Here is a 21260-nt window from a genome sequence, read left to right as displayed (position 1 = left end):
GGCTCAATGAACCTGCGGAACACCTCAATTACAAGCCCTATCGGGCTTCTTACCACTTGCCCCGCAGGGCGCGTGTCCCTTATTCTCCTGTCAAAGACCGCTTTTGACGGCGATGTTTGAATTTATGCCTCTCTTCCCAGCCTGTCAACCCTTTCTGGCCGGTTTCTGAGAGGCTCATTCAACTTTGACGGTGGGAAATATAGAATGCTCCCTGTAGAGTGTCAAGGGGGATCTTAAGAATTTAGTGATTTTGGATTAAAAAGAGCAAAAAGGCTATAGCTTCCATTGCTTTTTCGGAGCTCCGCCACAGCTCCCTTTTTAAAGGCAATCTTTGAAGGGCTCAGACAGGTGAGATAGTTGAGGAAAAGAGAAAGGTCAGGTTCATGGCCAACTAGAATAAGGTTCTTCCTCTTTCCATACTTTTTATGGACTTTTAAGTAGTCCTCCGGCTCGGCATCGGGGGAGAGAAGCTCCTCTACTTTTAATTCACTCCTTATTTTTTCTGCAAGGATCTTTGCTGTGTGGAGAGCTCTCTCACAGGGTGAGGAGACTATCAAGGCTTTCTCTGGAAGGATAGGTTCAAGCCAATCAAGGAATTTTTTGAACTCTTCAATGCCTTCTTCTGTTAGGGGACGGAGGCAGTCGTCTTTGTTCCACTTCTCTCTCTTCAAAGCCTTTGCGTGTCTTACAAGGAAGACTCTCTTACCCATCTCTCAAAGAACTCCTGTGAGTTGAAATCTCTCTTCTCTGGCCTTGTATAGGTTCCATCACTCTGGAGAATTCTTGCTTTGGCTGTGTCTTTAAGCTGTATCTCAAGTATTTCCTTGAGTTTCTTCTTAAGTTTTTCATTTTTTATAGGAATAAGGGTTTCAACCCGCCTGTGGAAATTCCTTGGCATCCAGTCGGCACTACTTATAAAGAGCTGGTCATCTTTACTAAAGTAAAAGATACGGGAGTGCTCAAGGTATTTTCCAACGATACTTATGACCTTAATGTTCTCACTAACTCCAGGAATCCCAGGCCTCAGACAGCAAATTCCCCGAACTATCAAATCTATTTTTACCCCTCTCTGAGAGGCTTTATAGAGGGCTTCAATAACTTCAGGGTCAACTAAGGAGTTCATCTTTGCAACTATTCTTCCTTTTTCTTTTAGAGAAGTCTCTGCTTCTATTAGCTCAAGGATTTTCTTCTTTAGATTTACAGGGGAAATGAAGATCTCTTTTAGTTTTGGTGGATGAAAGTAACCAGTTATAACGTTGAATATGCGGGAGACGTCCTCTCCGAGGCTGTCGTCTGAAGTTAGAAAGCTTACATCTGAGTAGATTTTCGCAGTTTCCACGTTGTAGTTACCCGTTCCAAGGTGAAGATAACGTTTAATTCCGCTTTCCTCTTTTCTAACAATCATTAGGAGCTTCGCATGGGTTTTAAGTCCGGGAACCCCGTAAACTACATGGACTCCATCTTCCTCTAATTTTCTTGCCCAGACGATATTGCTCTCTTCGTCAAATCTGGCTTTTAGCTCAACTACAGCAGTTACCTCTTTTCCGTTCTGGGCGGCCTTGCTGAGGGCTTCAACTATGGGGGAGTTCTTACCCACTCTGTAGAGGGTCTGCTTTATGGCGAGGACATTAGGGTCTTCAGCAGCCTCTTCAACAAGTTCAACTATTGGATCAAAGGACTCGTAAGGGTGGAAAAGGACAGCTTCTCCTTTCTTTAAGGTAGTAAAGACTCCAACTTCAAACTGGGGAGGATAGTAGGGAATGTAAGGGGGAAACTTGAGGTCTGGTCTATCTATTTCTCTGTAGAGGCTCCAGAGGTCTGAAAGGTTTAAGGAGATTTTTAGTCTGTAGATGTCGTCGTCGGAAAGTTCCAACTCGTCTTTCAGAAAAGAGAGTACCATTTCCGAACCGCCGTTTATCTCAAGGCGAACAGGCTGGCCAAACCGTCTTTTCCTCAGACCTTTTTCAATCTCTTCTAAGAGGTCATCTGCCTCGTCTTCTTGAATTACTATGTCGGCATCGCGGGTTATTCTGAAGGTGGCAATACTGCGAATTTTCTGGTTGGGGAAGAGCTCACTCAGGTGCTCAAGTATCAGTTCCTCTAAGTAGATGTAGGAATTTTCTTCAAGTTTCACAAACCTTGGAAGAACTTTTGGAACTGGAACGAGACCAAATCGGAGCTCTTCAGAGAGCATTTCAACGATAATGTTGAAGGAAAGGGATGGAAGGTGGGGAAATGGATGTGTAAGATCAACTGCTAAAGGTGTTAGAACGGGGAAAACGAGTTCTTTGAAGTATTTATCAGCCTTCTTCTTAAGTTTCTTGGGGAGCTCCCTGTAAGTGTAGAGCTTTATTCCCTCTTCTTTGAGAAGTTTAATCAGGTTTTTGTAGTCTTTTTCGGTTGTCCTGAGGAGCTCCCTTGTCTTCTTGGATATCCTTTTCAACTGCTCTTTCGGAGTTAGACCATCAAAGGAAGGCCTGTTTACTCCAGCAGTAACCTGTTTTTTCAGTCCAGCAACCCTTATCATGAAGAACTCGTCAAGGTTTGTGAAGAAGATGGCTATGAACTTTAAGCGCTCAAGGAGTGGATTGGTCTCGTCTTCAGCCTCCTCCAAAACTCTTCTGTTGAACTCAAGCCAGGAGAGTTCCCTGTTTATGTACAGTTTCGGATCTTTCAGGTTAACACTTCCCATCTACCACTACCTTTTTGTAGATAAGACCTTCTCTTAAACCGTAACGGGAGATTATCAGTTCCTTACACTTAAATATATCCATAAGCTCAAGGGCTACTACGGCAGCAACCGTAACAGTTTGAGCCCGGCTTATAGGAATACTGTAAAGGCGGGATATCTCCTGCGGTTTAAGGGTTAAGAGCTTTTCAACTATTGACTTCAAGGCTTTCCTTTTTATCCTTCTCTTCCCGTGAACCTTCTTTAAAGCCCTAACGCTACCGCCTACCCCTACCAGAACAGAGCTCTCGTAGAGGTCAAAGTCGTAGGGATTAACGTAATGGCGGACTTTCCACCTTACTACCTTAACGTCCTTAACAAAACCGTTTTCAACAACGTCTTTAAACTCAAGGGTTCCTAAAGGGTAGCTCTTGCACTTTTGGGGCTTCCTGTTCCAAATTTCGCAGACTTCCAGACTTCCACCGCCTATGTCAAAAAGGAGACAGTTGTCTGCTTTAACGTCTAAGAGAGCTCCAAGAGCAGAGTAGTAAGCCTCCTCCTCTCCTGAAAGGAGAACAACGTCAAAAAACTTCCTCACTCTCTTAAGAATTTCATCTCTATTCTCCGCAACTCTTAGAACGTAAGTAGCAACCGCAAGTGTACAGTCGGGGTTAAACTCTTCAACCTGCCGTCTAAAGCTCCTTAAGGTTAAAAGGAGTTCCTCAACTCCCTCGTCAGTCAGTTTCCCATTTTTCAGGTAGTTGAGAAGTCTCAGATAAATGGACTCTGAAAAAACCTTCTTTATCTTCTTTCCTTTCACCTCGTAAAGAAAGAGTTTAACTGTATTTGATCCGATATCAACAACGGCAACCCTTTTCAAATCAGAACTCCTCCTTAAGGAAACGGAGAGCCCCCTCTTGAATCGGCTGGAGAAGTGGTGGTGGAGTTATCGGTGGAAAGGCAACAGTTGTAAGTGAAAGAAGTTCATCTGGTTTCTTACCGGCGGCTATAAGGTTAGATAGGAAATCAACCATTGATGAAACGATTTTGCTCTCTCCTATAACTTCCCCTCCAACGAGTCTTCCGTTCTTCAGGAAGTAAAGTTTGACGGTTAATGGATTGGCACTTAGAGCCATAGGATAGGCATCTGCAGAGTCAACTGTTATCTCTTTAAAAGAGAAGCCTTTTCTCAAGAGGAGTTCCTCTGTATAACCTGCAAATCCGTAGAACTTTCCACCTACCTCCGTTACTCCTGCAGGCACTACTCCTGTATCTTCAACCTGCGGACCCGAAACGTTGGCGCCTGCTATCCTACCGTCCCTCGCAGAAACTGAAGCAACCATTCCCGGGGTAAACTCTCCATCTACGGCACTTGTGTGGTAAATGCAGTTTCCGGCTGCCAGAATGTTGTCGGCAGAAGTCCTGAGGTATCTATCAACCTTTATGAAACCTTTCTCTGTATCTATACCCGCATCAACGGCAAGCTTCGTGTTCGGAAGGAAGCCTATGAAAATAAAAACAAGGTCAGCTTCAACTTTCCCGGAACTCAAAAGGACTCTTTCAACAGTTTCACTCCCTTCAAAACCGATAACTTTCTCTCCCTTAAGGATTTCAACACCTTGAGATTTAAGCGCTCCCTCCATCTCCTCAAGAGTTTTAGAGGAGAAAGCCCCCGATGCAATCCTGTTTGAGGCCTCAACAACGGTTAGTCTCTTTCCCGACATATTCCTGCTAATAAGGTCTGCAAAGCCAACGGAGATGAAGCCACCGCCAACAAGAACGATGCTCTTAGCCTCCTTAACCTTTTGGGCAATTTCAGAAATGGCAGAGGTGGAGACGTCTATGTAGTAAACGTTCTTAAGCTCAGCCCCCGGAACGTTCAACCTCCTTGGAACCCATCCCGTTGAGAGAATGAGCCTCTCGTAGGAGATGGCTTTCCCTCCCGCTGTAAAGAGGGATGAGTCGTTAACGTTCAGGGAGACAACCCTGTCTATGAGGAGCTCCGCCCCCATATCCTTAACTTTACCCAACGGGTACCTGTTCTCCTCGGGGCTTATAACTCCAGAGACAACGTAGGGAACCGCACAGGGTATCTGGAGGTCTTCCCTGTCGTTTATGAGTAGAATTTTCCTTTCGGGGTAGAGTCTCCTTACAGTTTTTACGGCGTTAAACCCCGCAGGGCCTCCTCCCACAACTACAACATCGTAGCGCTCCATCTCTCCCTCCTATAGAGAATTCCTATCCATATTCCTTTATATATTCTATACACTTTTCAACTTCCCACCTGCTGCCGATAATAACAGGAACCCTCTGGTGGAGCTCGTGGGGAAAGATGTCAAGGAGGGATTGAGTCCCATCCGATGAGAGTCCTCCAGCCTGTTCTATCAGGAAGGCCATGGGCTTGGCCTCGTAGAGAAGCCTCAGTTTTCCATTTGTGTTCTTCTCATCTGCCGGATAGATGAAGATTCCCCCTTTAAGGAGAGTCCTGTGAACGTCTGCAACCATTGAGCCAACGTACCTCTGGGTGTACTTCTCTGTCTTCAGGTAGTCTATGAACCACCTTAAACCTTCGCTTATCCACTTGTTTCTGTTGGCCTCGTTGATTGAGTAGATTTTTCCCTTTTCAGGGAGCTCTATCTTAGGATGAGAAAGGAGGAAGTTTCCAGACTCAGGATCTAAAGTGAATCCTACAACTCCGTCTCCAAGGCTCATAACGAGCATCGTTGAGGGGCCGTAGATAACGTAACCTGCAGCTATCTGTTCTCTTCCAGGCTGCATAACTGTATCTTTGTGGATTGAGAAGATGGTTCCGATACTTACGTTTACGTCTATGTTTGACGAACCGTCAAGAGGGTCAAAGGCAACGGCATAGCCAGACTCTGAAACTATAAGAGCGTCCTCAATCTCCTCCGACGTAATCTGGCACGCTTTCCCGCAGTTTTTAAGATTCTCAAGGAGTATCTCGTTTGCAAGCTCGTCAAGTTTCTGAACCTCTTCTCCCTGAACGTTTACCTTCCCGGCACTTCCAAGAATCCCCAAAAGGCCAGCTTTTCTTACCTTGCCGGCAATCTCTTTACAGGCAGCAGCAATCTCGTTGATTAAGAGAATGAGCTCGTCCGTTACGTTGGGGTTCTCCCCTTTCTTTTGAAAGAGGTAGGCAGTAAGTGGTATAGCCATCTTTCCCTCCCTTTATGCAGATTTTTTCTCCTTCGTCCTCAGCATTCCGCAGGCGGCAGATATATCCTGACCTCTGGAATCCCTTATAAAGGCGGCTATGTTGTGATCCCACAGGACTTTCTGGAATTTCTCTATATCCTCCCTTGGGGTTGGTTGAAAGGGAGCTCCCGGATAGGGGTTAAAGGGTATTAAGTTCACTTTAACGGGAATTCCTTTAATCAGTTTAACAAGCCTTCTCGCGTCTTCCAATGAGTCGTTTACTCCTTTAAGCATAACGTATTCAATCATTATCCTTCTGTTGTTGTCTGCAGGGTAGCGCCTTAAAGCTTTCATTATTTCGCCGATAGGCCAGCGCCTGTTCATGGGAACAATCTTTTCCCTCTGCTCATCGGTTGTGGCGTGGAGTGAAACGGCAAGTTTTACCTTGTTCATCTCCTTTGCCATCCTGTCTATTCCGGGAACAACGCCAACGGTTGAGACGGTAACTTTGCGGGTTGAGAGGTCTAACATGTCTTTGTGGGTCATTATCTCAACGGCCTTTTTAACGTTATCAAAGTTTAAAAGGGGTTCTCCCATTCCCATAAAAACAACGTTTGAGATTCTCCTGTTCTCTCCAACGTCTCTCTGAACGTGAATATACTGGTCAACGATCTCTGCCGCAGTAAGGTTCCTTGTGAAGCCGTCTTTCGCAGTTAAGCAGAACTTACATCCGGCAGGGCATCCAACCTGAGTAGAAACGCAGAGGGTGTTCCAGTCTTTTTCGGGAATGAAGACAGACTCAATCCTGTTCCCATCTGAGAGCTCAAAGAGGTATTTCCTCGTTCCGTCCGTAGACGCTTCAATTTTAACGGTTTTCAGAACGTCTATTCTGGCCTTCCGGGAAAGGAGCTCCCTGGCCTTTTTACTGAGGTTTGTCATCTCGTCAAAGCTCTTAACCCTTTTTTTGTAGAGCCACTGGGCAATCTGCTTTGCCCTGTAAGGTTCAAACCCTAATTCCTTAACAAACTCCTTCAACTCTTCCATGTTAAGGTTTTTTATATCAACCATTTTGTCTCCTCTTAACAGTTCTGTAGATACCGTAGGCCGTTGAACCCAAAAATGCAACTGTTATAAGGAGAGATAATAGAAAGCTAACTTTACTCATTTATCTCCTCTGCCTCATCAATGAGCATTACGGGAATGTCGTCAACTATCGGATAGGCCAGCTTACACTTGTGGCAGACAAGTTTCTGTTCCTTTTCCCTGTACTCAAGGTCTCCTTTACACTTGGGGCAGACCAGGATTTTGAGGAGCTCCTCCGGAACCATACCAACCTCCCTGAAACTCTTGACACGATAAAACATAAGACATAATTTTCCTTACCGCAAAGCGGAGGGGTGGCCGAGTCTGGCTGAAGGCGGGTGACTTGAAATCACCTGAGGGCCTAACCAGCCCTCCGGGGGTTCAAATCCCTCCCCCTCCGCCACAGTAAAATGGGCCCGTAGCTCAGCTGGTAGAGCAACGGACTTTTAATCCGTAGGTCGGAGGTTCGAATCCTCCCGGGCTCACCACTTTCCTGGAGAGGTGGCCGAGCTGGCTGAAGGCGCCCGCCTGCTAAGCGGGTGTACGGGTTTAAAGCCCGTACCGCGGGTTCGAATCCCGCCCTCTCCGCCACTTCCCAAAACAGTACTCACTTCATCAATAAAATATTCAGGTAGCGAAGAGTAAGGATTTGAACCGCTATTAGAAGTGACATAGACCAAAGAACACTTATCTTTCAAACTATTCAAAACCTGTTTCCAGAGTTCCTTAGGAACACCTGTAACTATGCAGGCCGACTTATCTCTATCTGGCGAAGGTAAAAGCTTTTTTAAGTTTGAGTAGTCAGATTCAAAAATAACAACAGCATCTGAAATGGAAAAAAAATCCTCCTTAGGTAGAGTCCCCGGGTTTAAAACAACAACGTAGTTTCCTTTTGACTTCACATATCGGTATATCTCTCTGTAGTAAGGGAGTTTGTCAGGATTAACCGATACTTCATCAAAGAAAAACCCCGAAATTTCCGGATAAAACTCAAGCCATTTATCAATTTCCAATTTAACTTCTGAAATTTTCTTCTCTCCCCAGGAAGTATAGATATAACCAACAGGACTTTTCCCTCCCTTCCGAAGTTCAGATATAAGGTCAGAAAAGAGTGGATCTACTTCCACCCCGGGACCGTTATCCGGATTAACGATAACGTAGAAACTTGAAGAGGAGGGAGCTCCCGCCAGAACATCATAGAGATCTTCGTCCCTAAAATAGGCCGGAACTAAAAGTCCAGTAAAACTTGAATCACTATTAGAATAACTGAGACTACCATCACCTGAACCACAACCAGTTAAAAAGAGAAAGAAAAGAGGAAGAAAAAACCTCAGCAAATCGCCTCCACTCAGTCAGTTTAAAGTCCAAATTATCATATAATTGGCAAACGAGAAACCGAAGAGAGGATTGAAGATGAGAATAGTTGACCTGAGAAAGGAAAACTGGAAGGAAAACCCGGAGCTCTCCCGGATAAGAAACAGAGGACAAGGTCTTGAATCAAAGTACGCTCCAGCAGTCCTTGAAATCATAGAAAACGTTAGAAACTTTAGGGATAGAGCAGTATTCGGTTACGCGAAAAAGTTTGATAGGGTTGAACTCTCTTCTGAAAATGTAAGGGTTTCAGACGAGGAAATTGAAGAAGCCTTTAAAAAAGTTCCTGAAGACGTTGTTAAAGCAATAGAGTTTGCCGTTGAAAGGGTTAAGAAATTCCACGAACACCAGAAAGAAAACTCCTACTTTGTAACAGAGCCGGGAATCCTTTTAGGCCAAAAAGTAACGCCGCTGGAAAGCGCTGGAATTTACGTTCCGGGTGGTAAAGCTTCATATCCTTCTTCCGTCATTATGAATGCAGTCCCTGCAAAAGTAGCAGGAGTTAAAAAGGTTGTAATGATAACTCCTGCCATCGGCTCCCTTGAAATTAACCCATACTCGTTAGTTGCTGCAAAGCTTTCCGGCGTTGATGAGATTTACAGAGTTGGAGGAGCTCACGGTGTTGCAGCAGTAGCTTTTGGAACAGAGAGTATCCCAAAAGTTGACAAAATAGTAGGGCCTGGAAACATCTACGTGGCCCTTGCAAAGAAGTTCCTCTTTGGAACGGTTGACATAGACATGGTTGCTGGCCCAAGTGAAATACTTGTAATTGCAGATGAAACTGCGAACCCCGACTGGGTAGCAACAGACCTCCTCTCTCAGGCGGAACACGACGAGCTTGCAGGGGCGTTTTTGGTTACCCACAGCGAAAAGCTGGCTGACGAAGTTGTCAAAGCTGTAGAGGAGAAACTCCAGAAGTTAAAGAGAAAGGAGATTGCAGAAAAGTCAATAGAGAACTTTGGAACAGTTTTCATAACGAGGGATGTTTACCACTCCTGTGAGGTTGCAAACGAGGTAGCTCCAGAACATTTAGAAGTTGCAACATCTGAGCCATTTGCCCTCTTAGACCACATTAAACATGCAGGGGCAATCTTCTTAGGCCACTACACGTGTGAGAGTTTAGGGGACTACGTTTTAGGCCCCAACCACGTTCTTCCAACGGGAGGAAGCGCAAGGTTCTTCTCTCCCCTTGGGGTTTACGATTTCATCAAGCGCTCATCAGTCCTCTACGTAAGCCCGGAAGGGTTTAAAAGGGTAAGCGGCGCAGCAAGGGAGCTTGCCGAGTGTGAAGGTCTTGAAGCCCACAGGCTTGCCGTTGAGGTAAGAGAAGCTGTAAAGATGGTAATCAAAGCTACTGAAGCGGTGAGGGAGTAATGGAACACCTCCTTTCTGCAGAAGAGATAACGCCGGAAGTTTTCGGCGAGATTTACCAGACGGCTCAGAGTGTTAAGAGAGCTCTCAGAGAGGGAAGAAAAAAATTTTCCGTTTTAAGAGGAAAGTGCGTTGTAAACCTCTTCTTTGAGCCATCTACGAGGACGAGGTCTTCCTTTGAGAAGGCGGGAAAGTTCCTCTCTGCAGACGTTATCAACATAAGCACTTCCACAAGCTCTGTTAAGAAGGGAGAGAGTTTAGTAGATACGCTGAAAAACCTTGATATGATGCACCCCGACGTTATTGTTCTGAGGCACCCGTGTGAGGGAGCTCCATACACGGCAAAGCCCTTTGTTCGGGCAGCCATAGTAAACGCTGGAGACGGAAGACACCAGCACCCAACACAGGCTCTGTTAGACGCAGCAACGCTGAAAGAACACTTTGGAACACTTGAGGGAAAGAGAATCACGATAGTTGGGGACATTGCCAACAGCAGGGTTGCCCGCTCAGACGCAATTCTCTTTAAAAAATTAGGTGCAGAGGTTTTCGTCTACGGCCCGTCAACGATGATGCCAAGGTATCCAGAAGCTATGGGAGTTAAAGTTTTGAAGAGTTTTGATGATGTCTGTGACGTCTCAGACGCAGTAATCCTCTTAAGAATTCAGCTTGAGAGGTTAAACGCGAAAAAGACGTTTCCGTCTATAAGGGAGTATGCGGAGCTCTTTGGTTTAAACAGGGAAAGGTTGAAAAAGCTGAAGCCTGAAACCGTGATTCTCCACCCGGGGCCTTTCAATAGGGGAGTTGAGCTTACAAACGACGTTGTAGTCTCAGACAGAACTCTTATTTTTAATCAAGTTGAAATGGGACTTGCCGTAAGAATGGTAATCCTTTCACTTATGTGTAACAGATTAGAAAAACTGAAGGAGGAAGTCTAATGACAAGAGGTGCAAAAATAGGAGCTCTCACACTGGTTGGTTCCCTTGTTCTCATTGCTGGCTGTATAAAAGGAGGAATTCTTAACAGAGACCTCGTTTTTAAAACAAAGAATGGAGATGTTATTTTCAGCCACCGTTACCATGTTAAAGTCCAGAAACTCCACTGTTACTACTGCCATCCCAGGCTCTTTAAAAAGAGGTTTGGAGCTGACAAGTTTACAATGAGAGATATATGGAACGGCAGGTATTGTGGTGCATGTCACAACGGTAAAATCGCGTTTGATGCCAGAAATCCCAAAAACTGCTCAAGGTGCCACAAGCAGACAACCGGGGAGAAGTAATGGGAAGGCTTCTCTTTAAAGGGGGAACGGTTGTTGACCCTTCACAGGGAATAAACGGCGTTTACGACGTTTTAATTGAAGGGGAAAGGGTAGTTAAGGTTGAAAAAAATATAGACAGCGTAGAAGCCGAGACAGTCATAGATGTTTGCGGCTTAACCCTCACTCCCGGCTTCATTGACCTCCACTCCCACCTGAGGGACCCGGGGCAGGAGTGGAAAGAGGACATAGAGTCCGGCTCAAACGCCGCAGTGGCCGGCGGTTTTACCTCTGTCTGCTGTATGGCAAATACAGACCCTGTTAACGACAACCCCACAGTTACCAGATACATAATTGAGAAAGCTCAGAAAATTGGCCTGTGCGACGTTTTCCCTATTGGAGCAATAACAAAAGGGCTTAAAGGAGAGGAGCTTGCAGAGATAGGCTTAATGGTGAAAGCTGGCATTGTTGCAATTTCAGACGACGGAGAAACTCCTAAAGACTCAAAGGTTCTCAGGAACGCAATGGACTACGCAAGGAGCCTTGGAATACCGGTTTTTACCCACTCGGAAGATAAGTCCCTCTCCGCCGGCGGCCACATGAACGAAGGGCCCCTCTCAAGTCTCTTAGGAATTCCTGGAATGCCACCGGAGGCTGAAGACATTGGAACGATGAGAGACATTCTGATTGCAAAGCTGACCGGTGCCCACATCCACGTCTGCCATGTTTCAAGTAGGGGAGCTCTCCAGATAATAGAGTCTGCCAAGCAGGAAGGGGTAAGGGTCACCTGTGAGATAACTCCCCACCACTTCACCTTAACGGAAGATGCAGTCAGAGAGTTCAACACAAACGCAAAGATGTGCCCACCGTTAAGAACCGAAGAACACGTTGAGGCCTGCAGGAATGCCCTTAAAACGGGAGTTGCCGACGCAATAGCAACAGACCACGCCCCCCACTCTGAAGATGAAAAGTTGGTAGAGTTCTGTCAGGCTCCGTTTGGAATAATAGGCTTCCAAACAGCTCTTCCCCTCTCCCTCAACCTTGTAAGGGAAGGCTACTTAACTTTAGAGCAGTTGGTTGAGAAGCTCTCAGTCAATCCGGCGAAGATAATAAGGAAGGGAGATATCGGAACACTAAAACCGGGAGCAAGGGCAAACATCACAGTTTTTGACCCTGAAGAGGAGTTCACCTTAACAAAGGACTTGATAAAGTCTAAAAGCTTCAACACTCCATTCTTGAATCAGAGGCTGAAAGGAGCGGTGAAATTTACGGTATACAGTGGTAAAATTGTCTATAAATCTGTGTAAGGAGCTCCCATGCACCAGCAACCCGGCTTCAGCTTCTTTGACCTCTTCTGGCTCCTCATTATTCTTTTCTCACTTTGGCCTCTCTTCCAGCAGAAAAACCTTGAGTGGGCAAGGCTAAGGCTCATAAGGGAAATTGAGAAGAAGAGGAAATCCCGTGTCATCACGATGATCCACAGGCAGGAAAGGCTGGCCTTCATGGGATTTCCCCTTGTCCGGTTCATAACAATAGAGGACTCAGAGAGAATCCTCAGGGCAATCAGGATGACCCCTGAGGATATGCCCATAGACCTGATAATCCACACACCCGGCGGCTTAGCCCTTGCGGCAACTCAGATAGCCTCGGCGCTTGCAAAACACAAAGCCCCTGTAAGGGTAATCGTTCCCCACTACGCGATGTCCGGAGGAACACTCATAGCCCTTGCGGCAGATGAAATAATCATGGATCCAAACGCAGTCTTAGGCCCCCTTGACCCCCAGCTTGGGCAGTTCCCCGCTCCGTCAATAGTCAGGGCAGTCAGGGAGAAACTCCAGCACGACAGAACCAGCGTAAAGGACGAAACCCTCATCCTTGCAGACGTTGCAGAGAAAGCCCTCTTCCAGATGAGGGAGACGATTGAGAGAATCTTAAAGCTAAAAGGCCACGATACGGAAAAAGCCAAAAAGATAGCTGATCTTTTGACTTCCGGTTACTGGACTCACGACTACCCGTTAACGGTTGAGGTTGTTGAATCTTTAGGGTTAAACGTTTCTACAGATGTGCCGAAAGAGGTCTACGACCTGATGGAGCTCTACTACCAGCCCTCCGGCCAAGCTTCTGTCCAGTATATCCCCGTCCCCTACGGAGAACCAAAAAAAGGGGAGGTGCCGATAAGGAAACCACATTAGGAGCGTTAAAGTGTTCAAAATAGGAGACAAAGTGGCATACCCGCCCCACGGAGTAGGGGTAATTGAAGGAAAAGAAGAGAGGGAGATAGGGGGGAAAAAGGTTGTATACCTCAGAATAACTCTCATAGGGAAGAACATGTCAATTCTGGTTCCCCAGGAGAGTGCAGAGACTTCCGGAATAAGGCCTGTTCTATCTGAAGAAGAGATTGAAGAGCTCTTCCAGTTTCTCTCAGAAGTTCCAACGAACATCAGCGAAAAGTGGACCGTTCGCCACAGGCTCAACGTTGACAGGCTGAAAACGGGAAATGTTAAGGAACTTGCAACGGTTGTAAGGAACCTCTCCTACAGGTCTAAGGAGAAGGAGCTCTCCTACTCTGAAAAGAGAATGTTTGAAGAGGCATTCAGTAAACTTGCAGAGGAAATAGCGCTTTCCCTGGGAGAACCGGTGAGAAAAGTTAAACAGAGGATGAGGAAGATCCTTAAAGAGGTTAAGAACAAGTGATAACAAAAATTGTAGGCGGTTTTTTCCTCTTCCTCATCTTTGTAACGATTGTGATCTTTAAGAACTACGGCTTTACACTCACCCAGTCTCTTATTTTAGGAATATTCATAACAGCAGCCTCGTTTCTCTTTTACCAGTTCGTTTTAAAGAGAAAACTCTCTGTAAAGGTAATTCTGCTGTTCTTTGCTGGATTCTACTTAGGGCTTTACCTGGCAAAGGGAATTACCCTCTCCCTCTACCCCATCTTTTCCTCTTTCACCTATCTGCAGGACATCCTCTTCCTCACTCTTCCCTACCTCTTCGCCTTTTTAGCGGTTGAGCTTGGAGCCAATAAACCTTTAAGCCAGCTGTTGAAGGAGGAATCTCCCCTCTACTGCACCCCAAAAGTTGTTGACACCAGTGCCCTGATAGATGGGAGGGTTTACGAAATAGCAAAAATAGGGTTCATTGAGGGGAAGATAATTATTCCGAGGTTTGTTCTTGAGGAGCTCCAGCTCCTTGCCGATTCAACAGACCCAACGGTAAGGACAAAGGGGAAAAAGGGGTTAGAGATTGTCTCAAAGCTCAGAACACTTGAAAAACCGCCGGTTGAGATCTACGAGAGGGATTTCCCCTGGATAAGGGACGTTGACGCGAAACTGGTGGAGCTCTCAAAGAGGCTTAACGCAAAGCTGATAACAACAGACTACAACCTGAACAGGGTGGCAACGATAAAGGGAGTTGAGATACTGAACATCAACGACCTTGCAAACGCACTGAAGCCGGTTGTTGCCGTTGGGGAGGAGCTTGTTGTCTTCCTGGTTAAAGAGGGTAAGGAGAAGAACCAGGGAGTTGGCTACTTAGACGACGGAACGATGGTTGTAGTTGATAACGCCAAACACCTTATAGGACATAAGGTTAAAGTCCTTGTTAACAACATACTTCAGACATCTGCCGGGAAGATAATCTTCGGCAGGCTGAAAGAGGTGGTAAAGTGAGGGTTGCAGTTATCCCGGCCGCCGGAGCAGGAAGACGATTTGGCGGAAAAAAGCAGTTCTTCAAGATATTAGGAAAGCCGGTTGTTGAGTTTCCCCTTGAGATATTTAACAAGAGCGACCTGATTGACGCAATCGTTTTAGTCCTTCCAGAGGAGGACATAGATACGGGAAAAGAGCTCCAGAAACAGTTTCACAAAATTGCAGCTGTAGTTGAAGGAGGAAAGGAGAGACAGTCATCGGTTTTTAAAGGTCTTTTAAAGGCTTCCGAGCTTAACCCGAAAGAGGTTATAGTTCACGATGGGGTCAGGCCAATCGTGGAACTCTCCACAATAAACAACCTGATAGTAGCCCTTTCAGACTACAACGCAGACGGAGTTATTTTAGGAGTAAAACCCAAAGAGACGGTGAAGGAGGTGGGAGCTCCCTTAGAACCTGGCGACTTCTTAGTAGAGCGAACCATTAACCGAGACAAACTAATTCTGGTTCAAACTCCTCAGATATTCAAATTTGATACCTTACTTGAGTGCCACATGAAAGCTGAAAAAGAAGGAATCATAGTAACCGACGATTCAGCACTCCTTGAAAGATTCGGCTATACAGTAGTTTCCATATCTGGAGATTACAGAAACATAAAAATAACAACGCCAGAAGATGTTAAAATAGTAGAAGCCTTTTTAAAGGATCTTTACCCTCAGGGAGAGTAAATGGAGTTCCTGAAAGAAGTTCCGTTGTTCAGTGGACTCTCTGAGGAACAGCTAACAAAAATTAAACAGATTTCCATAACGAAGAACTACCTGAAAGGAGAAGTCATATTCAACCCCGGGAAAAAAGGAGAACACTTTTTCGTTCTTAAATCGGGAAAAGTCAAAATTTTTAAAACGGCAAAGGGAAAAGAGCAGATAATAAAAGTTTTTGATAAACCTGCACTCTTTGGAGAGGCTGCAAGTTTTACGGGAAAAAACTTTCCGGCCTGGGCAGAGGCAATTGAGGATTCCGAAATCCTGATAATTCCAAGGGATAAGTTTCTGGAACTCCTCAAAAAAGATCCAGAAATAGGAATGAACCTGCTGTCCGTAATGGCTCAGAGGCTCATACACCTGACAAATGTAATAGAGAGCTTATCTCTCAAGAACGCCCTCTCAAAAGTGGCCACCTACATACTGAGAAAATCTGAAGAGATAAACGAGGCTGAAATTCCATTCAGCACGGGCATGGCTTCCATGGAGTTAGGTTTAACAAAGGAAACTGTATCAAGAATGCTGGGGAAACTAAAGGATCTGGGAATAATTGAGAAAACGAAAAACAGAGTTAAGATAAAAAACGTCAAGGCTTTGAGAGACTTGGCTTTCTGAATGAAAACTTCTCTTTGATTTCGTGAAGCAACCACCCAAAGGGATCGTAAATAAGAAGTCTAGGGCCGCTGAACCTCATAACCTCTTTTACCTTTAGCTTCATATCCGGTTTATAGCAGTGAACAGGACACTTTTTACAGGTAGGTTTCTTCTCACCAAAAGGACAGAGGTCTAAACGCTGAAAGGCGTATCTTAGGAGGGATTCACACTCGGGACAGAGCTCCCCTCTCTCACTACCGTGCCTCTTCCAGCAGTAAATTTCAACCATTTTTCTAATCGTCTCTTTCTCCCTCTCTATAGCTCCCAACTCGGCCTCCTTACTCTAAAATAAAGAGCCCTCCCCAGGTTGGGGAGGGTCACACTCACTGGGAGGGAGGAGATGAAGATACCAACTATATTCCAAGGAGTTCTCTCTTCTTCATAATGTGCTCTTCCATAGCGTTGGCAGCCTCAACGGGGTCGTCACCTACAGCAATCTTACCGCCTGTAAGCCCTTCAACTTCTTCAGTCAAGAGCTTAACAACCTTGTCAGAACCCGTAACCGGAGGAACAGGTGAAACGTGTGTGTAGAATCCCATGGCAACGGCAGAGAATCCATCAATAACGGCTTTCTGTTCCATGTACTCAGGAGCCGTAACAACAGCTGGAAGCTGTGATGGGTCAACGCCAAGGGCGTTTGCAATTGCAACGGCAGTCATTATGATACGGCCTGTGTCTGTGCAGGTTCCAAAGGAGAGAACAGGTGGAATTCCGAGAGCCTTACAAACCCCTGCAAGCTTTGGACCTGCATACTTCTCTGCAGCCTCTACAGTTTCAAGCCCTGCCTTTTGCATACCTGCGTTTCCGCAGCCGGCACCTATAACTAAGATGTCCCTCTTGATGAGCTCCTTGGCGAGGTTAACTGTCATGCTGTCTTGAGGACCGTTTCCCAAGGAAGTACAGTTAACGAGAGCTGCAATACCCTTAATATCTCCACTCTTAATCACTTCAAGAAGCGGATCAAGGCTTCCACCAAGTGCATTAACAATCGCTTCAGCAGAGAATCCAACTAATGCCTTCTGCTTGAACTTGGAAACGTCAGCCTTCTGCTTGTTTCTCCTCTCTTTGAAGTTCTCAATGGCAAGCTTGATTATCTCTTCGGCAACTTTAGCTTCGTTTCCAGGTTCGTATTCAAGCCTGATTGAGCCGGGAACACCTATAATGTTTGAAACAGCAATAAGCTTGAAGGTGTACTTGTCCGCATACTCTTTCAGGTTTGCAAGGGAACAGTTCATGTCCATAACGAAGGCGTCAACTGCACCGGTTGAGAGGAAGTATTCAATAGAGATCCAGTTAGATGTAAGTCCTGCAAAAACGTCATCACACTCAACTCTTGCCATAATCTCCTGACCGGTTTCAATTGAGCCAACTATTCTGATTCCCTTAGCTCCGGCCTCTTTTGCCATCTGCTGGAACTTCTCATCTTTAGCAAGCTTGATAAGAGCCATACCTACAAAAGGCTCGTGTCCGTTTGGAAGGATGTTCACGTAGTCTGGGTCAAGAACGCCGAAGTCAACTGTGCACTCGTGGGGAGATGGAGTTCCATAGAGGGCATCCTGAATCATTTCAAGAGGAACGAGGCTTCCAAAGGCTGAAGCTACGCCGTTTCTGAGGGCTGCAAGGGCAAGTGTAATGTAGTCTCCGTCAATGTTTGTCATTGAACGGGCAACTGAGTCAACAAGCTCATTCATAGGCCCTTTTGGTGTAATGCCCAGCTTCTTGAATACCTCTTTCCTGCTCTCTGGAGCTAAAGCCTCAACGAAGGTAGAAGTTTTGTTCTCAGAGAGGGTTTCAAGAACTCTCTGAGCAACCTTTTCTGCCTTTGTATCAAGAGGAAGTGAAGTGTCAACACCTAAGATTTGGGCAAGGGCATCTATTTTAGATGGGTCTTTTATCTCGTAAACGGTGTTTCCCCTTGCAGTTTCAAGAAGTGTGAGGGCAGCTTCTCTGCAGTGGTATGTGTAGGCTGCAAGACCCATGTTAGCCTTAATAAGGAGATTCCTCATAACTATTCCGTGGGCATCTATACCACAAACGCCCCTTGGTGTTTGAGGTGTTATACGGCAGGGACCCATTGAACAGAGCTGACAGGAAACCCCTTCCTTACAGAACTTACAACGGACCTTCTCCATAGCCTCAAAACGGTCGGCAACGTTTGAGAGCCCTGCCTCTTTAACTTTCTGATACATAAAGTTGACGCTTTCGTGGACGGAGGGCATTTGAAGTCCTATCCCTGTTGCAAGATCAGATTCAACGCAGAATGAAGGCTCCTGCTTCTTTCCATCTCCTCCGTTCCCTTTCTTGAAGAATCCAAACATCTTCTCCTCCTTGAGATGTATTTTCTTAGTTTAAAGAATAGCTGTTCCTACGTTCAAATTCCTTGACATAGGTCAATACCAGCCCAATATTTGAATATACCGTTAATTTGAGTTTCACAATTAAATAATCCACTAATTGGAGGAGAGGAAATGGTAGTGGCTGTTCCGGTTCTTGAGAAAGAGGTTAACGGTAGAAGACTGATTAACCCCCATTTTGGAAAGTCTGACTGGTTTGCTCTAATTGAGGTCTCATCAGGAAAGGTTGAACTAAGGAAAAATCCGGCCCTCCACCTCAAGAGGGGAAGAGGCAGGTTTATAGCAGATATGTTTTATAAAGAAGGGGTCAAAGCAGTTCTTGTAAAAGAGATGGGACCTGGAGCTTTTGAAAAAATCACAGGTCTGGGAATGGAAGTCTATCTGATTCCTCAGGAAGTAAAGTTCTTTGATGAGGCTGTAGAGTTATTCAAGGAAGGAAAACTGGAACTGCTTACAGAACCGAACGAAACGTAATAAAAAGAGCCCCCAAACTCTGGGGGCAGCCTCAACGTGAGGAGGGAGAGATGGAGCATCTGGGTGGAGAATAATATACAAATTCGGTTCAAAGTCAAGAGCAAATTTTTAATACTCCCATGAAGGAAACATCTCCACTTTCAGAGAAACGGAGCCTTACACCGTAAAATTCAACTCCCGATTTTAGGGCTTCAAAGAATAGGGATGAAAAACCCGGATCTCTCTTTCTGTTTGGAAGGAAGCAGGAGCAGTTCCTGAAGGCCAGGAAGAGAATACCTGCTCTAAAACCCTTTCTTAGTGCTGCAGTCAGCTCTTTAAGGTGCTTTCTCCCCCGCTCTGTTGGGGCGTCTGGGAAAAGGCAAGTGCCATTTTCCACGAGGTTGCACCCCTTTGTCTCTAAAAGGAAGTTTTCATCTAAGAGGAAATCTATTCGGCTGTTCCCGAAGGTATACTCAGGTTTTATAGTTTTAGGTTTAAATCCTAAAAGGCCCCTTTCAAGAACTTTCCGGGCAATGGTTGAGTGGACAGAAGTATTGAGGAGAACCCAATCTTCTTCTTTTTTCACAGCTACGAACTTGTAGTCAAGTTTCCCCTTAGGGTTCGGAGAGAGGAGGACGGGAACTCCCCTTTCAAGGAGCTCCCCCAATCTCCCCGTATCGCTAACGTGAGCTTTCTTTACCTCGCCGTTGACCTCAACTAAGGCAACAAACCTGTTGGGCCTTTCTATGAAAGTTCCTCTGGTAAACTCTCCAAATTGGTCTTTAAGGTTTAAGAGAACCATCAGAGAGACTTCTGAACCTCAAAGTCTATCTCTTTACCAAGGTGGCCGGTTGCATTTGCAACGTGAACTACTACATGGCCGGTTTCGGGATCGTACTCAAGAACGGTAATTCCGCAGTTGGCCTGTTTAAAGGCCCAGAACTTGTTAAGGTCTGTTCCAAGGAGGTGGCACATTAAGACCTTGTTCGTTGCATCGTGGCCAACTATAACGATTAAATCCTCCGGTGAGAACTGTGAAACAACTTCTTCAAAAGCTTTAACGGCTCTGTCGTAAACGTCTCTTAAACTCTCGCCACCAGGCATCTGGACTTCGGCAGGTTTTGTTCGCCAGAGTTTGAGGAGCTCCGGGTATTTCTCCTCAACCTCAGAGGCCAGCATTCCCTCCCACTCTCCGTGGTCTATCTCCTTAAAACCCTCTTTAACCTGAACTTCTATACCGTGGTGTTTCGCAATCTCCTGGGCAGTATCCCTGCACCTTGAGAGTGGACTTGAGAAAACGGCTTTCACCGGAAAGGTTTTAAGGGCTTCGCCAACCCTTCTTGCCTGCTCTTTCCCCTCTTCGTTAAGGGGAATGTCCATCTTCCCCTGATACCTTCCCTCAGCATTCCAGACGGTTTTACCGTGCCTGACGAGGATAACCTTCGGCATCTACTCCTCCAGAAAATTTGCTCCCGGAATTATACAGGGAAAGGATTTTTACAAATTTTTTACAAATCTGTAAAATTTCGTAAACACCCTACCGGAGGAAGAGAATGAAGAAAAAGCTTGACAGGTGGATGGACAGAATGCCCATGCCGGTTCTTCCGCCAGACGTTAGGAAAAGGGTTTTCAACGAGTATGTTTTGGGATACGGCCACACAGCAGCAAAGGATGAGTCTATAAGGTGCCTGCTCTGTAAAACTCCGACCTGTATGGACTCCTGCCCCGTAAGCAGCAGGATACCTGAGTGGATTGAGACAATTCAGAAAGAAAACGTAATTGAAGGATACAGAATACTTAGGGATAGAAACCCGTTCAGCTCCGTCTGTGGAAGGGTCTGCCCTCAGGAGAGGCTCTGTGAGAGCACCTGCATACTTCTCAGGAGGAGAAACGGAGAAGCCGTTGCCATAGGAGGACTTGAGAGGTTCATAGCCGACAACGTAAGGATGTCTGGGGTTAACTGGATTGATGAAAAGGAGTGTGAGGATACAGGGAAAAAGGTTGCTGTAATCGGTGGAGGCCCAGCAGGACTTGCAGCTGCCTACTTCCTTGCTAAAAAGGGACACAAAGTTACAGTATTTGAAGCCCTCCCGTACCTTGGTGGCGTTATGAGGTATGGGATCCCCGAGCCGAGGCTCCCGAGGGAAGCTTTAGACTGGGATATAAACCTTATACTGAACCTTGGAGTTGAAGTAAAGACGAACACAGTTGTTGGTGAAGACATTACGCTTCAGCAGATCAAGGAACAGTATGACGCTGTCTTTATAGCAGTAGGTTCCGGAAGGGGTAAGAAGCCGGACATTCCGGGAGTTGACCTTAAAGGCTCTTACTCTGCAATCGGATTTTTAATGAAAGTTAACACGGGAGAAACCCACCCCCTCCTTGCTCCGGAAAGGGAGGTGGAGCTCCCCCAGAACAAGAGGGTCGTAGTAGTAGGCGGAGGGTTTACCGCCGTTGACTGTGCTTTAGTTGCCGTAAGGCTTGGAAACG

At 45.9% G+C, this 21260-nt stretch carries 22 protein-coding genes, 3 tRNA genes and 1 pseudogene; 14 read left to right on the top strand and 12 right to left on the bottom strand.

Features of this window, described 5'->3' with window-relative positions; genetic code table 11:
• Positions 1–233 precede the first annotated feature (233 nt).
• From sixA to F8H35_RS04790, 7 genes are all read right to left on the bottom strand, one after another.
• Positions 234–710: a phosphohistidine phosphatase SixA gene (gene sixA / locus F8H35_RS04820; RefSeq protein WP_472572416.1), complete on the bottom strand. Its 477-nt coding sequence runs from the start codon at positions 708–710 to the stop codon at positions 234–236.
• On the bottom strand, positions 686–2692 hold the full coding sequence (gene ppk1 / locus F8H35_RS04815) for a polyphosphate kinase 1 (protein WP_472572415.1): 2007 nt from the start codon (positions 2690–2692) through the stop codon (positions 686–688). Before ppk1 ends, sixA begins: the two co-directional genes overlap by 25 nt.
• Positions 2679–3548 (bottom strand): Ppx/GppA phosphatase family protein, encoded by an 870-nt coding sequence (locus F8H35_RS04810; RefSeq protein ID WP_472572414.1) that lies wholly within the window; start codon positions 3546–3548, stop codon positions 2679–2681. Before F8H35_RS04810 ends, ppk1 begins: the two co-directional genes overlap by 14 nt.
• A gap of 1 nt (position 3549) precedes the next feature.
• Entirely contained in the window at positions 3550–4884 is a 1335-nt protein-coding gene (locus F8H35_RS04805) for an NAD(P)/FAD-dependent oxidoreductase (protein WP_472572413.1), read from the bottom strand.
• 22 nt (positions 4885–4906) lie between these two features.
• Positions 4907–5845, bottom strand: a complete 939-nt coding sequence (gene fbp, locus F8H35_RS04800) for a class 1 fructose-bisphosphatase (RefSeq protein WP_472572412.1) — start codon at positions 5843–5845, stop codon at positions 4907–4909.
• A 12-nt stretch (positions 5846–5857) separates the two neighbouring features.
• Complete coding sequence (rlmN, locus tag F8H35_RS04795) at positions 5858–6892, bottom strand: dual-specificity RNA methyltransferase RlmN (protein ID WP_472572411.1); 1035 nt, start codon at positions 6890–6892, stop codon at positions 5858–5860.
• An 89-nt stretch (positions 6893–6981) separates the two neighbouring features.
• Positions 6982–7152, bottom strand: a complete 171-nt coding sequence (locus tag F8H35_RS04790; protein ID WP_472572410.1) for a Trm112 family protein — start codon at positions 7150–7152, stop codon at positions 6982–6984.
• A 63-nt stretch (positions 7153–7215) separates the two neighbouring features.
• Between F8H35_RS04790 and F8H35_RS04785 the strand changes: the two genes are divergently transcribed.
• The 3 genes from F8H35_RS04785 to F8H35_RS04775 all read left to right on the top strand — a co-directional run bounded on the left by F8H35_RS04785 (position 7216) and on the right by F8H35_RS04775 (position 7498).
• Positions 7216–7310 (top strand) — tRNA-Ser (locus tag F8H35_RS04785).
• Between the two features lie 9 nt (positions 7311–7319).
• A tRNA-Lys gene (locus F8H35_RS04780) sits at positions 7320–7395 on the top strand.
• A 7-nt stretch (positions 7396–7402) separates the two neighbouring features.
• A tRNA-Ser gene (locus F8H35_RS04775) sits at positions 7403–7498 on the top strand.
• 20 nt (positions 7499–7518) lie between these two features.
• Here F8H35_RS04775 and F8H35_RS04770 read toward each other — a convergent pair.
• Positions 7519–8244 (bottom strand): annotated as a pseudogene (locus tag F8H35_RS04770) (spherulation-specific family 4 protein); the annotation flags it as partial.
• Positions 8245–8320: 76 nt separating this feature from the next.
• On the opposite strand from F8H35_RS04770, the gene hisD reads away from it, so the two are divergent.
• Genes hisD through F8H35_RS04725 form a run of 9 tightly spaced genes read left to right on the top strand, consistent with a single transcriptional unit; the run spans position 8321 to position 15924 of the window.
• Positions 8321–9652, top strand: coding sequence for a histidinol dehydrogenase (gene hisD, locus F8H35_RS04765; RefSeq protein ID WP_472572409.1), 1332 nt, complete (start codon positions 8321–8323; stop codon positions 9650–9652).
• The gene (locus F8H35_RS04760) at positions 9652–10584 is read left to right on the top strand and encodes an aspartate carbamoyltransferase catalytic subunit (RefSeq protein WP_472572408.1); all 933 of its coding nucleotides are present in this window, start codon (positions 9652–9654) and stop codon (positions 10582–10584) included. The genes hisD and F8H35_RS04760 overlap by 1 nt, the downstream gene beginning before the upstream one ends.
• A complete protein-coding gene (locus tag F8H35_RS04755) occupies positions 10584–10925 on the top strand; it encodes a cytochrome c3 family protein (RefSeq protein WP_472572407.1) in 342 nt (113 codons plus the stop codon). The genes F8H35_RS04760 and F8H35_RS04755 overlap by 1 nt, the downstream gene beginning before the upstream one ends.
• Positions 10925–12208 carry a dihydroorotase gene (locus F8H35_RS04750; RefSeq protein ID WP_472572406.1) on the top strand — a complete coding sequence of 428 codons (1284 nt, stop codon included), beginning with the start codon at positions 10925–10927 and terminating at the stop codon, positions 12206–12208. Before F8H35_RS04755 ends, F8H35_RS04750 begins: the two co-directional genes overlap by 1 nt.
• Positions 12209–12217: 9 nt before the next feature.
• Positions 12218–13093, top strand: coding sequence for an SDH family Clp fold serine proteinase (locus tag F8H35_RS04745; protein WP_472572405.1), 876 nt, complete (start codon positions 12218–12220; stop codon positions 13091–13093).
• Between the two features lie 10 nt (positions 13094–13103).
• Complete coding sequence (locus tag F8H35_RS04740; protein ID WP_472572404.1) at positions 13104–13595, top strand: CarD family transcriptional regulator; 492 nt, start codon at positions 13104–13106, stop codon at positions 13593–13595.
• Positions 13592–14572, top strand: coding sequence for a PIN/TRAM domain-containing protein (locus F8H35_RS04735; RefSeq protein ID WP_472572403.1), 981 nt, complete (start codon positions 13592–13594; stop codon positions 14570–14572). The genes F8H35_RS04740 and F8H35_RS04735 overlap by 4 nt, the downstream gene beginning before the upstream one ends.
• Positions 14569–15276, top strand: coding sequence for a 2-C-methyl-D-erythritol 4-phosphate cytidylyltransferase (ispD, locus tag F8H35_RS04730; RefSeq protein ID WP_472572402.1), 708 nt, complete (start codon positions 14569–14571; stop codon positions 15274–15276). The genes F8H35_RS04735 and ispD overlap by 4 nt, the downstream gene beginning before the upstream one ends.
• Entirely contained in the window at positions 15277–15924 is a 648-nt protein-coding gene (locus tag F8H35_RS04725; RefSeq protein WP_472572401.1) for a Crp/Fnr family transcriptional regulator, read from the top strand.
• Here the strand turns inward: F8H35_RS04725 and F8H35_RS04720 are convergent.
• Positions 15896–16231, bottom strand: a complete 336-nt coding sequence (locus F8H35_RS04720) for a nitrous oxide-stimulated promoter family protein (RefSeq protein ID WP_472572400.1) — start codon at positions 16229–16231, stop codon at positions 15896–15898. The two genes, F8H35_RS04725 and F8H35_RS04720, sit on opposite strands and share 29 nt — an antisense overlap.
• An 85-nt stretch (positions 16232–16316) precedes the next feature.
• Positions 16317–18281: an anaerobic carbon-monoxide dehydrogenase catalytic subunit gene (gene cooS, locus F8H35_RS04715; protein WP_472572399.1), complete on the bottom strand. Its 1965-nt coding sequence runs from the start codon at positions 18279–18281 to the stop codon at positions 16317–16319.
• Positions 18282–18431: 150 nt separating this feature from the next.
• On the opposite strand from cooS, the gene F8H35_RS04710 reads away from it, so the two are divergent.
• Entirely contained in the window at positions 18432–18791 is a 360-nt protein-coding gene (locus F8H35_RS04710) for a NifB/NifX family molybdenum-iron cluster-binding protein (RefSeq protein WP_472572398.1), read from the top strand.
• Between the two features lie 94 nt (positions 18792–18885).
• Here the strand turns inward: F8H35_RS04710 and sfsA are convergent, their stop codons facing one another.
• Both sfsA and cobC read right to left on the bottom strand, forming a co-directional pair.
• Positions 18886–19572 (bottom strand): DNA/RNA nuclease SfsA, encoded by a 687-nt coding sequence (gene sfsA / locus F8H35_RS04705; RefSeq protein ID WP_472572397.1) that lies wholly within the window; start codon positions 19570–19572, stop codon positions 18886–18888.
• Positions 19572–20219, bottom strand: a complete 648-nt coding sequence (cobC, locus tag F8H35_RS04700) for an alpha-ribazole phosphatase (protein ID WP_472572396.1) — start codon at positions 20217–20219, stop codon at positions 19572–19574. Before cobC ends, sfsA begins: the two co-directional genes overlap by 1 nt.
• Before the next feature lie 104 nt (positions 20220–20323).
• On the opposite strand from cobC, the gene F8H35_RS04695 reads away from it, so the two are divergent.
• Positions 20324–21260: FAD-dependent oxidoreductase (locus tag F8H35_RS04695; RefSeq protein WP_472572395.1), on the top strand; the 937-nt coding region annotated here is incomplete at its 3' end.

The organism is Thermovibrio sp. (assembly GCA_015488335.1).
GTDB lineage: Bacteria > Aquificota > Aquificia > Desulfurobacteriales > Desulfurobacteriaceae > Balnearium.
The sequence above is the reverse complement of the archived record's forward strand: the minus strand, read 5'-3'. Positions and strand labels throughout refer to the sequence as shown.